Consider the following 12,201-nt stretch of genomic DNA (forward strand, 5'->3'; position numbering starts at 1 on the left):
GGGGTGTGCAGCGGGCGGGTGGAACGGCGAGCGCCCCGCACGAGGTGCCGTGCGGGGCGCTCGGGTGGGCGGTCGCCCGGGGTCAGCGAGGGGCGTCGGGGTTGTCGCCGGGGTTGATGTGCTGGGTGCGGTCGGTCTCGTCGGCGGCGGGACGCGGGATCGCCTGGGTGTGACCGGCCGGCTCGGCGGACTGGCGCGGGATGGCCTGGGTGGGGTCGGCCGAGGGCGGCGGACCGAACGGCGGGGCGCTCTGCGGCTGGCCGAACTGCGGCGCGGGGGCTGCCGGGGGCGCCGACTGCGGCTGGCCGAACGGGGGCGCGGACTGCGGGGCCGCGCTGAACGGCGCGCCCGGCGGCGGGCCGCCGGCGAACGGCGCGGACTGCTGACCGTACGGGGCGCCGTAGGGACCCGGCGCCTGCCAGCCACCCTGACCGGGCACCTGCTGGCCCGGGACCTGCTGGCCGGGCACCTGCTGCCCCGGGGCGGGGTAGCCGCCCTGCTGCTGGGGCCACCCGGGCTGCGGCTGGCCGTACACGCCGGGCTGGGGCTTCGGCTTGGACACGTGGTAGAGGGTGCGCCAGACCTTGAACACGACGTACGCGGCGACCGCGAACAGCGCCAGCCAGGCCACGCGGCTGAGCAGGCCCAGGAAGGCGTCGAGGATCTCGCCCTCGGCCAGCCGGTCGACCGTCCAGACGAGGAACGTCAGCCCGCCGAACAGCGCACTGACGGCGTACTCGCCCAGGGCGACCTGGGTGATCAGCTTCGCCTTCGGCACCGGGGGTTTCACGTGCGTGGCGAGCAGCACGGCCAGCAGCGGCAGGAACACCGCCTCCACGCCGATGAAGGCGAAGAAGGCGCTGCCCGCCCGACCGCCGAACGTGCTGTACTCGGTCGGCGTGGCCAGGCGGATCAGGCCGACGAAGAGGAACACGGCGTTCGCGCCGAGCAGCACGAACGCGGCGAGTTCACGCAACGGCTTGGTCAGCTGGCTGGCCTGCGTCGCGTCGGTGGACGCGGGCTCGGCGGGGCTGGTCACGGGATCCCCCTCGGGGCGAATGCGGACGGTTGCCGACGTGAGCCTAGTCTCCCGGCCGACAGGCGGCCCGGAGGCGGCCCGTACGCGAGGATGGTCGGCATGCGCATCGTGGTTCTGACGGGCGGCATCGGAGGCGCTCGTTTCCTGGTCGGCGTACGCGCGTACGCCCGGGAGGTCGGCGCCGAGGTGACCGCCGTGGTCAACGTCGGTGACGATCTGCTCCTGCACGGGCTCAAGGTCTGCCCCGACCTCGACAGCGTGATGTACACGCTCGGTGGCGGCGCCGACCCGGAGCGGGGTTGGGGACGCGTCGGCGAGAGCTGGACGGTCAAGCAGGAACTGGCCGCCTACGGCGCGGAGCCGACCTGGTTCGGGCTCGGCGACAAGGACATCGCCACCCATCTCGTACGGACCACGATGGTGAACGCCGGCTATCCGCTGCACGCGGTCACCGAGGCCCTCGCCGACCGCTGGCAGCCCGGCGTACGCGTGCTGCCGGCGACCGACGACCGGCTGGAGACCCACGTGGTGGTGGAGCTCGACGGCGGCCAGCGGGCGATCCACTTCCAGGAGTGGTGGGTACGCCACCGCGGCGACGTCCCGACCCACCGGTTCGTCTTCGTCGGCGCGGAGAGCGCCCGACCGGCCCCCGGCGTGCTGGAGGCGATCGCCGGGGCCGACGTGGTGCTGATCGCGCCGAGCAACCCGGTGGTGAGCGTCGCCCCGGTCCTGGCCGTGTCCGGGCTGCGCGAGGCGGTCGCCGCCGGCCCCGCCCCGGTGGTCGGCGTGTCGCCGATCATCGGCGGCGCGCCGGTACGCGGCATGGCCGACCGCTGTCTGGCGGTGCTGGGGGTGGAGTGCAGCGCGGCCGGCGTGGGCCGGCTATACGGCGGCCGGTCGGCCGGCGGGCTGCTCGACGGCTGGCTGGTCGCCGAGGAGGACTCGGGCACCGTGGTGCCGGAGGTGACGGTCCGCGCGGCGCCGCTGCGGATGACCGACGAGGCGGCGACGACGGCCATGGTCCGCGCCGCGCTGGAGCTGACGTGAGGCTGGAGATCCTGCCGGTGCCGGGCATCGGCCACGTGTCCGAGGGCGACGACCTGGCGGCCCTGATCGCCGGCGCCGCGCCCTGGCTGCGCGACGGCGACGTGCTGGTGGTCACCAGCAAGATCGTCTCGAAGGCGGAGGGACGTCTCGTCGACGTCCCGGCGGACGGGCCGGAGCGGCTCGCCGCGCGCGACGACGTGCTGGCCGCCGAGACGGCCCGGGTCGTGGCGACCCGGGGCGCGACCCGGATCGTGCAGACCCACCACGGCTTCGTGATGGCCTCGGCCGGCATCGACGCCTCGAACGTCGACAAGACCCGGCTGGTGCTGCTTCCCGAGGACCCGGACGCCTCGGCCCGGGCGCTGCGCGCCGCCCTGCGCGAGCGCCACGGCGTGGACATCGCGGTGATCGTCAGCGACACGATGGGCCGGCCGTGGCGCAACGGGCTCACCGACGTGGCGCTCGGTGTCGCCGGGATGGACGCGATCCGCGACCACCGGGGCGAGGTCGACCCGTACGGCAACGAGCTCCAGCTCACCCAGATGGCGGTGGTGGACGAGCTGGCCGGCGCGGGCGAGCTGATCAAGGGCAAGTGCGACCAGGTGCCGGTCGCGGTGGTGCGCGGCTACCTCACCGCGCCCCGCCCCGACGACGGCGTCGGCGCGTCGACGCTGGTCCGCGACGCGTCGATGGACCTCTTCTCGCTGGGCACCGCCGAGGCGAGGGCCGCCGGGCTGGCCGCCGCCGCCACCCTGCCGGACGCCCCCAACCCGACCCCGCCCGACCCCGAGGCCGTACGCCGGGCGATCGGCACGGTCGCGGACGTGGTCGCGGCCGGCACGGTCTTCAGCCTGGTCGCCGACGAGGAGGCCCGCGCCGGGCTGACCGCCCGGGTGCCCGGCTGGCCGGCGCAGGCGACGACGCTGGTGCTCGGCTCGCCGGCCACCCCGGCGGGCCCGGTCGACCTGGTCCGCTTCGGCGCCGACCTGCAACGCCTCCGCACCGCCCTGGCGGCCGAGGGCGTCGCCTCCCTGCTGCTTCCCCCGCCCCCCGGCACCACCGCCAGCGCCGCCCTGGCCCTGTGAACGACGCCGCCCCCGGCCGCGTGACCGCGCCGCCCCGGCCCTGTGCGCGACGCCGCCCCGGCCGAGGCCGTGCCGGCGCCCGGGCGGGGCTCAGGAGTTGAGCATCGCCCGGCCCAACGGGGTCAGGGTGTGCAGGACGGTGTTGCGGTCGCGCTGGCTGACCAGCAGACCGGCGTTGCGCAGCACGGTGGTGTGCTGGCTCGCGGCGGCGGCCGAGATGTTGAGCCGGCGGGCCACCTCGCCGGTGGTGCAGCCGTCGTCGCTGGCCGCCAGCACGGCGGCCCGGGTCCGGCCGAGCAGCGCGGCCAGCGCCTCCCGCCCGGGATCCGACGCACCGGGACCGCCGCCCTCGCCGGGGGCCGGCAGCAGGCCGCCGAGCCGGTCCACCGGATAGACGAGGACCGGGGGCAGCGCCGGATCGAGCAGGGCGACCGGCGTGGCCGCGCAGAAGAACGACGGCACCAGCAGCAGGCCGCGCCCGCCCAGGTGCAGCTCGCGGCTGTGCGGGTAGTCGCGGATCTCCAGCATGCCGGAATCCCAGCGCATGGCGGGCCGCATGCTGGCCAGCAGCCCCTCCACCCCGCCGTCGAGCAGGGCGCGGGCCCGGCGGGCCCGGTCGGCCTCCACCGCCGCCTGGATCCGCGTCCAGTACGGGTCGATCGCCAGGCCCCGGTAGCGCTCCATCGCGCCGGTCAGACCGCGCAGCGTGTCCGGCTCCCCCCGGGCCAGCGCCCCGGCGCCGACAGGCAGGGCACTGCCGGCGGCGAGCAGCGCCAGGTCGCGCTGCAGCAGGGCGGCCGGGGTGCTGCGTACCGCCTCCATGCCGGCGTCGAACCCCGACACGCTCTCGTACGGGGTGAGGAAGTCGGGGAAGTAGCCGCGCGGCGGGTTGAGCGTCAGCAGGAGGCGCAGCCCCGCCGAGTCGCTGCCCTCGCGCAGCCCGCGCGTGACGCTGCGCCGCCAGCCCGCCAGCAGCGGATCCCGGCCACGGCCGGGCAGCAGGTGCAGGCTGAGAACCAGCTCCCACACCGGATCCGCCGCCGGAGCCACCCGGGTCCGGAGGATGTCCTCGGCGGAAAAGTAGATCTTCAGCATGGACGGCTCCCGCGTCGCCGGGCAGAGGGGATGCCTGGCAACCGTTTGCACTGTACCTGGCCGGCACTTATCTCCGTCTTTAAGCGTGGGCTGAAAGACCTCGACGTTCCCCGGGGCCGTTGGGCATGCTTCCACTGCTCGCACACGGGGGCGGGCGCGTCACCCGACACGCCCAGAGCCAGGCGTCCGGGGGACGGGAAAGGCCCGGCGGCCGGGCGGCACCACGAGGGTCTGCGGCCTTGCTCCGCGGAGGTGTCGTCCGGTCGTCGGTCCACCGCCGGTCAGTCCACCCAGAGCGCCACCCGATGGTCCTCGTCGGTGACGTAGAAGCTCTGCCCGTCGCCCTCGGCCACCCCCTCCACGTGGTGGAACGGCGCCAGGTCGGCCACCAGTTCGCCGGGGACCAGGTGCCCCTCGCCGGGCAGGCGGAACCGGACGTGCCGGGAGGTGACGTCGCCGCCGGCCGGGTGGTCGTCGAGCAGCACCGAGCCCTTGCCCAGCGCGTCGATGGACCCGACGATCGCCGCGTAGCCGCCGTCGTCCGTGGGCGTGACCGCCCGGAAGCCGGCCAGCGCGCCGGGCGGCGTCACCCCCGTCAGGACGTACGCCCCCGTCGCCCGCGGCCAGCTCGGCGCGGGATCGAACATGTCCGGCACACCGGTCAGCTCGACCAGGATCGGCTCACCGTCGACGGTCACCGGGAACCGCAGCCCGAGCAGCACACCGCCGGTCGGCGTGAAGGCCGCCGCCTCGACGTTCAGCGGCAGGTCGTCGGGGACGAGCCGGCTGACCCAGCCCTTCGACCGGGCGGTGCCCCGGGCGACGGTCTCCCCGATGAACCGGGTCCGGACCCGCGCACCCGGCGGAAGCGGGGTGAACGCCGCCTTGAGCAGGGCGTCGTTGACCGCCCGGTGCAGCCGGAACCGGTTGCGGACCACCTGCAGCGGCAGCGTGCCGACCGCCGCGTCGTCCTCGCGGAAGCGGGCCACGAAGGCGCGTCGCGGGCGCAGCGGTCCCGCCTTCGAGCCGAAGTGGGAGCCGAAGACGTACACCCAGCCGTCGTGGTGGGCGAGCGCCTCGCCGTCCTCCGTGCGGCCGTTCTCCGCCCCGGCGTCGGCCGCCACGTGGTGGGCGACCCAGCGGCCGTCGACCAGCTCCAGCAGCAGGGCCAGGCAGTGCTCCACCGGCCCCTCGTCCAGCACGGTCCAGAAGCCGCGGCGGGCACCGTACGCCCGCAGCAGCGGCACGGAGCGCACCGGCAGCAGGTCGCTGGCCTCGTTGCCGGCCACGACGAACTCCAACAGTCGCAGGGTCACCGGGCCAGGGTACGAAGCGTCGGCTCGTACAGTGTCGGCATGGCCGACTCCCCCACCGCCGCCTCCCGACCGTCGCCGGACGCGCCGCCCGCCGGGGCGCACACGGCCCCGCGCGCCGAGGCGGATCAGGCGCGGCACGCCGAGGCGCACGCGGCGCTGCACGCCGACGCCGTCGCGACGCTGAGCCGCTGGGAGCCGACCGGCCCGGCCGCCGCCGAGGCGCGCGACCGCACCCTGGCGCTGCTGGCCGCCGGGCCGGTGGCGATGAGCCGGGCGCACCGACCCGGGCACGTGACGGCGAGCGCGCTGGTGCTCGACGCCACCGGGTCCCGGGTGCTGCTCTGCCTGCACGGCAAGTTCCGGCGGTGGGTGCAGCTCGGCGGGCACTGCGAGCCGGCGGACCGGACCCTCGCCGAGGCCGCCCTGCGGGAGGCGGGCGAGGAGTCCGGCATTCCCGGCCTGCGCATCGACCCCGTACCGATCGACGTCGACATCCACCCGGTGAGCTGCCAGGGCGGCTCGCTGCACCACGACGTGCGCTTCGCCGTGCTCGCCCCGCCCGACGCGGTGGAACGGGTCAGCGAGGAGTCCGAGGCGCTGGGCTGGTTCCCGCCGGACCGGCTGCCGGAGCCGCTGGCCGGCGGGACGGCGCACCTGGTCGCCCCGGCCCTGGCGGCGCTCAGACGAGCCCCTCTTCGCCCCGTTCCTTGAGTTCGTCGACGACCTTCTTGACGTCCTGCGCCCGGTCGCGGGGGCAGACCAGCAACGCGTCCGGGGTGTCGACGATGACCAGGTCGTGCACGCCGACGGTGGCCACCAGCCGCCCGGAGTGAGGCACCACCACCAGTCCGGTGCTGTCGCGCAGCAGCACCGGCGGCTTGGCGTCGACGCCGAGCACCACGTTGCCGTCCGCGTCGGCGGGCAGCACCTCACCGAGGGTGTGGAAGTCGCCGACGTCGTTCCAGCCGAAGTCGCCCGGCACGGTGGCCACCCGGCCGGCGGTCGCCGCGCCCTCCATCACCGCGTAGTCGACGGAGATCTTCGGCAGCGTCGGCCAGACGGTGCCGAGCACGTCGTCCTGCTCCTCGGTGCCCCACGCCTCGGCGATCGCGACGATCCCGGCGTGCAGGTCGGGCTGCTGACGGGCCAGCTCGGCGAGGAACACGTCGACCCGCCAGACGAACATGCTGGCGTTCCAGAGGTGCCGCCCCGAGCGCAGGTACGCCTCGGCCACCTCCGCGCTCGGCTTCTCCTTGAACTCGGCCACCGGCCGCAGCGGGCCCCCGTCGACCGGGTCGCCGGTCTGGAGGTAGCCATAGCCGGTCTCGGCGCGCGTCGGGGTGATGCCGACCGTCATCAGCAGGCCCCGCTCGGCGCCGCGTACCGCCTCCCGGACGACCTCCCGCCAGCGCTGCGCGTCACCGATCAGGTGGTCGGCGGCGAAGGAGCCCATCACCGCCTCCGGGTCCCGGCGCGCGATCACCGCCGCGGCCAGGGCGATCGCCGCGCAGGAGTCCCGGGGCGACGGTTCGACCAGGATGTTCTCCTCCGGCACCCCGGCGAGCTGGCGCGCGACCGCCGCCACGTGCGCGGTCCCGGTGACCACCAGGGTGCGCTCGGCGGTGGTCAACGGGCCCAGCCGGTCCACCGTCGCCTGGAGCAGCGAGGCGGCGGAGCCAGTCAGCGGGTGGAGGAACTTGGGGTGGCCGGCGCGGGACAGCGGCCACAACCTCGTGCCGCTGCCTCCCGCCGGAATGACGGCGTAGATCACCCGCACATCATGCCCGATTCGCCTGAACGGGGACGCATTCTCGCGTCGCCGGTCGTGGCGGTCAGGAACGGGCCCGGCTCCACGCGGCGATGTGCACCTCGGCGCTCGACTCCCAGGTGAACTCCTTGGCCCGGTCGAAACCGGCCTTGGCCAGGGACAACCGCCGCTGCTCGTCGTCGAGCAGCGCGGCCAGGTCGGTGGCGATCTGCTCGGGCGCCTCGCTGGTGTACGCGACGGCGTCGCCACCCACCTCCGGCAGGGACAGCCGGGGCGTGGTGAGCACCGGGGCGGCGCACGCCATCGCCTCCAGGATCGGCAGGCCGAACCCCTCCCCGTAGGACGGGTAGGCGGCCACCAGGGCCCCGCCGAGGAAGCCGGGCAGGTCCGCGTAGCGCAGGTAGCCCGGACGCAGCAGCCGCAGGTGCGACGGGACCTCCGCCACCGCGCGGTCGATGTCGTCGTCGTGCCCCTGGCCGCCGGCGATCACCAGGGCCGGCGGGTCCTCCCGCTCCGCCACGGCTCGGGCCCAGCCACGGATCAGGTTCGGCACGTTCTTGCGCGGCTCCTTGGCGCCCAGGAAGGCCACGTAGTTGGTGCCGCCGAGCCCCAGCCGGGCCCGGACCCGGGCCTTCTCCTCGTCGCTGGGCGCGTGGAAGGCGGCGTGGTCGACGCCGTGGTAGGCGACGTCGATGCGGGTGGGGTCGGCGTCGAGCAGCCGGATCAGCTCGTCCCGGGTGGCCTTGCTGGGCACGATCACCCGGCTGGCGCGGCGCAGGGACGTCTTGATCGCGCTGCGGAAGAAGGTGCGCCGCGACTTGTCGTAGTGCTCCGGCTCGGTGAAGAACGTCGCGTCGTGCACGGTCACCGTGACCGGGCAGCCGGCGCGCAACGGGCAGGTGTAGAACGGCGAGTGCAGCACCTGCGCGCCGACCTGTTGGGCGAGCAGCGGCAGGCCGGTCTGCTCCCAGGCGAGCCGGGCGGGGCGGTGCGCGACGGCGGCCGGGGCCGGGATGATCTCCGCGCCGGGCAGCATCCGGGTGTAGCGCTCCAGGTCGGTGCGGAGGCAGACGACGGCCAGCTCCACCCCCGACCCGCACACCTTGCCGAGGGCGCCGAGCAGGCCGTCGACGTATCGACCGACGCCGCCACGGTCGACGGGGACACTCGTGGCGTCGATGAGCACGCGGGGCGGGCGGCCGGCGGTCACGGGGCAACTCCTTGCACTGACGGATCTGTGGGGAACAACACTCCGGCAAGCCTACGCCGGAGCCCGGCGCCGACGCTGACTGCGACCCGACGGTACGCCGACTTGTCGCCGTCATCGAGTACGGCCACCGGGGGCGTATCGTTCGCGCCGATGGCCGAGAACATTGCCCGGGTCTTCGCCGACGCGATCGCGACCGACCCGACCCGACCGCTGCTGACCTGGTACGACGACGCCACGGGCGAACGCACCGAACTCTCCGGCGCCACGCTGGCGAACTGGGTGGCCAAGACGGCGAACCTGCTCGTCGACGAGGTGGGCGCGGGCCCCGGCGACGTCGCCGGGGTGTTGCTGCCCCCGCACTGGCAGACCGCGGCGGTGCTGCTCGGCTGCTGGTCGGCCGGGTTGACCGTCGCCGACACCCCGGGCGACGTGGACGTGCTCTTCACCGCCGCGACGCGGCTCGACGAGGCGGAATCCTGGTCCGCGGGAGAGCGGTACGTCCTCGCCCTGCACCCGTTCGCCCTGCCGATGCGCCAGGTGCCGCCGGGCTTCGCCGACTACGTCGCCGAGGTACGCGCCCACGGCGACCATTTCAGCCCGTACGCCCCCGGTGGCCCGGGCGAGGCGGCGCTGCTGGGCCGCGCGACCGCCCGCGCGACGGAGCTGGGCATCGACCGCGGCGACCGGGTGCTGATCGACACGGGGGCGTATCCCGACCCGGTCGACTGGCTGCTCGCCCCCCTGACGGCCGCCGCCACCACGGTCCTCTGCGCCAACGCCGACCCGTCCACCCTGCCCACCCGCGCCACCACGGAACGGGTAACCCACCCCCTCCCCTGACCGCCCCCATCCCCACCCCACCCCTCTGCGGAGGGGCGCGGCGGGCGGGGGTGGGGTCAGGGGCGGGGGGTGCGGGTCTGGGCGAGGGTGGCGAAGGCCGTGAGGGACTCCGGGTTGGCCAGGGCGCCCCGGGCCGCCGCCGAGTCCACCGGGGTGCCGGTGAGGATCTTCTTGACCGGCACCTCCAGCTTCTTGGCCGACAGGGTGCGCGGGACCGCCCGCACCTGGTGGATCTCGTCCGGCACGTGCCGGGGCGACAGAGCGGTACGCAGCTCGCGGCAGACCTTCTTCCGCATCGCGTCGTCCAGCTCCAGCCCCTCGGCGAGCACCACGAAGAGCAGCAGCTCACCGGCGCCGCCCTCGTCGTCCTCCAGGTGCACCACCACCGAGTCGACGACCTCGTCGAGCCCCTCGACCACCGAATAGAACTCGGCGGTGCCGAGCCGTACGCCGCCCCGGTTCAGGGTGGCGTCGGAGCGGCCCGTGATCACGCAGCCGCCCCGGTCGTTGATGGTGATCCAGTCACCGTGCCGCCAGACGCCCGGGTAGAGGTCGAAGTACGCCTCCCGGTAGCGGGTGCCGTCCGCGTCGTTCCAGAAGCCCACCGGCATGCTCGGCATCGGCTCGGTGATCACCAGCTCGCCCAGCTCGCCGACGACCGGGGTGCCGTCGGCCGACCGGGCCTCCACCTTGGCGCCGAGCGCCCGGCAGGCGATCTCCCCGGCGTACACGGGCAGCAGCGGCACACCGCCGACGAAGCCGGTGCAGACGTCCGTGCCGCCGGAGAGCGACTGGAGCTGGAGGTCGTCGCCGACCGTCTCGTACACCCAGGTGAAGCCCTCGGCGGGCAGCGGCGCGCCGGTCGAGCCGACCCCGCGCAGCGCGGAGAGGTCGGCGACCTCCTTCGGCACCAGCCCCGCCTTGCGGCAGGCCAGCAGGAACGGCGCGGACGTGCCGAAGTACGTGGTGCCGGTCTCCCCGGCCAGCCGCCACAGCGCGCCCAGGTCGGGGTGGCCCGGGTTGCCGTCGAAGAGCACGATCGTCGCGCCCACGGCCGGCCCGGAGACCAGGAAGTTCCACATCATCCAGCCGGTGGTGGTGAACCAGAAGAACCGGTCCGCCGGGCCCAGGTCGTGGTGCAGGGCCAGCATCTTCAGGTGCTCCAGCAGGATGCCGCCGTGGCCGTGCACGATCGGCTTCGGCAGGCCGGTGGTGCCGGAGGAGTAGAGCACGTAGAGCGGGTGGTCGAAGGCGACCGGGGTGAACGTCAGCGGCTCGTCGGTCTCGGCGGCCAGCTCCGACCAGGCGAGCGCGCCCTCGAACGGGGCCGTCGTCCGGTCCGGAGCGCCGCCCGACGGCGCGGAGCCCGGATCCCCGGCCGGGTCGAGGTAGGCGATGCCGACGGTGTGTTCCAGCGACGGCAGGGCGGCCCGGATCGCGGCCACCTCGGCCCGCCGGTCGACGGGCTTCTCGCCGTAGCGGTAGCCGTCCACCGCCACCAGCACCTTCGGCTCGATCTGCTGCCAGCGGTCGGTGACGCTGCGGGTGCCGAACTCCGGCGCGCAGGACGAGAAGACCGCGCCCAGGCTGCTCGTGGCGAGCAGCAGCACGTACGTCTCGGGGATGTTGGGCGCGTAGGCGGCGACCCGGTCGCCGGCGGTGACGCCGAGCCGGCGCAGCCCGGCGGCCACCCGGCGGACCTGCTCGCGCAGTTCGGCGGCGGTGAGGGTGACCGGCGCCCGGGTCTGGCCGTGCGCGACGACGACCGGGTCGTCGTCGGCGCGGCCCGGCATCCGCAGCACGTTCTCGGCGTAGTTGAGGGTGGCGCCGGGGAACCACCTGGCGCCGGGCATCCCCCGGTCGGTCAGCGTGGCGGTCGGCGGGGTGTGCGCGACCACCTCGAAGTGGTCCCAGACCGACCGCCAGAACGCCTCCAGGTCCGAGACCGACCAGCGCCACAGCTCGTCGTAGTCGGCGAAGTCCAGCCCCCGGTGCTCACGCAGCCAGCGCAGGTAGCTCCCGATCCGGGACCGCTCGCGTACGTCCGCCGGCGGCGTCCACAGCACGTCACCCACTGCTCCACCCTCCCCTGGCCCCGCACGACACTGTGAAATGGGCCGTGGCGCCATCTTGCCCTACCTCAGAGCGCCATTCTCCGCACCCGACCTCCGTCGGCGCACGTGCGGAGCCCACATGCCCCGCCGCCGCCCTGTGTGGGCCGCGCGGGGAGGCCACCCCGCCCCCGGGGCGCCCTCGTGACGGCTCAGCCGGCGCGGTGGGCCTGGATGGCGCGGCGGCGGGCCAGCCGGTGGGCGCGGCGGATCTCCGCCTCCCGGAACCGGCGCTCGTCCTCCGGGCTCTCCGGCAGCACCGGCCGGACCGTCCGGGGCGCGCCGCCGAGGTCGACGCCCACGAACACGAGGTACGCGGTGGCCACCCGCACCGGCTCGTCCTCGGCCGAGTCCCAGCGCTCGGCCACCACCCGGACCCCGACCTCCATCGAGGTCTGCCCCGTCCAGTTCACCTGGGCGTGCGCGTGCAGCAGGTCCCCGACCCGCACCGCCTCGGTGAAGACGATCTCGTCGATGGCCGCGGTGACCGCCGTGCCGCCGCTGTGCCGGGCCGCCGCGGCGCCCGCCACGTCGTCGATGAACTTCATCAGCACCCCGCCGTGCACGGTGCCGTAGAGGTTGACGTCGACCGCGGTCATGATCCGGCTCAGGGTGACCCGGGAGTAGGAGGTCGGTTTGCCGGCCGGCGCGGTGGAGGGGTGCTCGGTCATGTCGGAAACGGTACGGTGC

Annotated in this window: 11 protein-coding genes; 4 read left to right on the forward strand and 7 right to left on the reverse strand. The window is 75.0% G+C overall.

Features of this window, described 5'->3' with window-relative positions; genetic code table 11:
* Nucleotides 1-82 precede the first annotated feature (82 nt).
* Entirely contained in the window at nucleotides 83-1,039 is a 957-nt protein-coding gene (locus tag V6U77_RS22505) for a hypothetical protein (protein WP_334608580.1), read from the reverse strand.
* Nucleotides 1,040-1,138: 99 nt separating this feature from the next.
* Between V6U77_RS22505 and cofD the strand changes: the two genes are divergently transcribed.
* The gene (gene cofD / locus V6U77_RS22510; protein ID WP_334608581.1) at nucleotides 1,139-2,086 is read left to right on the forward strand and encodes a 2-phospho-L-lactate transferase; all 948 of its coding nucleotides are present in this window, start codon (nucleotides 1,139-1,141) and stop codon (nucleotides 2,084-2,086) included.
* Nucleotides 2,083-3,171 (forward strand): coenzyme F420-0:L-glutamate ligase, encoded by a 1,089-nt coding sequence (locus V6U77_RS22515; protein ID WP_334608583.1) that lies wholly within the window; start codon nucleotides 2,083-2,085, stop codon nucleotides 3,169-3,171. The genes cofD and V6U77_RS22515 overlap by 4 nt, the downstream gene beginning before the upstream one ends.
* A gap of 90 nt (nucleotides 3,172-3,261) precedes the next feature.
* Here V6U77_RS22515 and V6U77_RS22520 read toward each other — a convergent pair whose 3' ends face one another.
* Both V6U77_RS22520 and V6U77_RS22525 read right to left on the reverse strand, forming a co-directional pair.
* Entirely contained in the window at nucleotides 3,262-4,266 is a 1,005-nt protein-coding gene (locus V6U77_RS22520; protein ID WP_334608585.1) for an ArsR/SmtB family transcription factor, read from the reverse strand.
* A 281-nt stretch (nucleotides 4,267-4,547) separates the two neighbouring features.
* Nucleotides 4,548-5,582: a hypothetical protein gene (locus V6U77_RS22525; RefSeq protein ID WP_334608586.1), complete on the reverse strand. Its 1,035-nt coding sequence runs from the start codon at nucleotides 5,580-5,582 to the stop codon at nucleotides 4,548-4,550.
* A gap of 156 nt (nucleotides 5,583-5,738) precedes the next feature.
* Between V6U77_RS22525 and V6U77_RS22530 the strand changes: the two genes are divergently transcribed.
* Complete coding sequence (locus V6U77_RS22530; protein WP_334608629.1) at nucleotides 5,739-6,293, forward strand: NUDIX hydrolase; 555 nt, start codon at nucleotides 5,739-5,741, stop codon at nucleotides 6,291-6,293.
* Here the strand turns inward: V6U77_RS22530 and V6U77_RS22535 are convergent.
* Together V6U77_RS22535 and V6U77_RS22540 are read right to left on the reverse strand one after the other, a co-directional pair.
* Nucleotides 6,262-7,353 (reverse strand): mannose-1-phosphate guanylyltransferase, encoded by a 1,092-nt coding sequence (locus tag V6U77_RS22535; protein ID WP_334608587.1) that lies wholly within the window; start codon nucleotides 7,351-7,353, stop codon nucleotides 6,262-6,264. The two genes, V6U77_RS22530 and V6U77_RS22535, sit on opposite strands and share 32 nt — an antisense overlap.
* Nucleotides 7,354-7,414: 61 nt before the next feature.
* Nucleotides 7,415-8,560, reverse strand: a complete 1,146-nt coding sequence (locus V6U77_RS22540) for a glycosyltransferase family 4 protein (RefSeq protein WP_334608589.1) — start codon at nucleotides 8,558-8,560, stop codon at nucleotides 7,415-7,417.
* A gap of 150 nt (nucleotides 8,561-8,710) precedes the next feature.
* Between V6U77_RS22540 and V6U77_RS22545 the strand changes: the two genes are divergently transcribed.
* Nucleotides 8,711-9,400, forward strand: coding sequence for a TIGR03089 family protein (locus tag V6U77_RS22545; protein ID WP_334608591.1), 690 nt, complete (start codon nucleotides 8,711-8,713; stop codon nucleotides 9,398-9,400).
* Nucleotides 9,401-9,456: 56 nt separating this feature from the next.
* Here V6U77_RS22545 and V6U77_RS22550 read toward each other — a convergent pair whose 3' ends face one another.
* Both V6U77_RS22550 and V6U77_RS22555 read right to left on the reverse strand, forming a co-directional pair.
* Nucleotides 9,457-11,475: an acetoacetate--CoA ligase gene (locus tag V6U77_RS22550; RefSeq protein WP_334608592.1), complete on the reverse strand. Its 2,019-nt coding sequence runs from the start codon at nucleotides 11,473-11,475 to the stop codon at nucleotides 9,457-9,459.
* A 188-nt stretch (nucleotides 11,476-11,663) separates the two neighbouring features.
* Nucleotides 11,664-12,182, reverse strand: coding sequence for an acyl-CoA thioesterase (locus V6U77_RS22555; protein ID WP_334608594.1), 519 nt, complete (start codon nucleotides 12,180-12,182; stop codon nucleotides 11,664-11,666).
* Nucleotides 12,183-12,201: the final 19 nt, after the last annotated feature.

Source organism: Micromonospora sp. CPCC 205546, from assembly GCF_036902715.1.
GTDB lineage: Bacteria > Actinomycetota > Actinomycetes > Mycobacteriales > Micromonosporaceae > Micromonospora.

Coding starts and splice junctions, on each gene's coding strand:
- V6U77_RS22555 (WP_334608594.1), bottom strand. CDS start 12,182: ATGACCGAGCACCCCTCCACCGCGCCGGCCGGCAAACCGACCTCCTAC.
- V6U77_RS22545 (WP_334608591.1), top strand. CDS start 8,711: ATGGCCGAGAACATTGCCCGGGTCTTCGCCGACGCGATCGCGACCGAC.
- cofD (WP_334608581.1), top strand. CDS start 1,139: ATGCGCATCGTGGTTCTGACGGGCGGCATCGGAGGCGCTCGTTTCCTG.
- V6U77_RS22520 (WP_334608585.1), bottom strand. CDS start 4,266: ATGCTGAAGATCTACTTTTCCGCCGAGGACATCCTCCGGACCCGGGTG.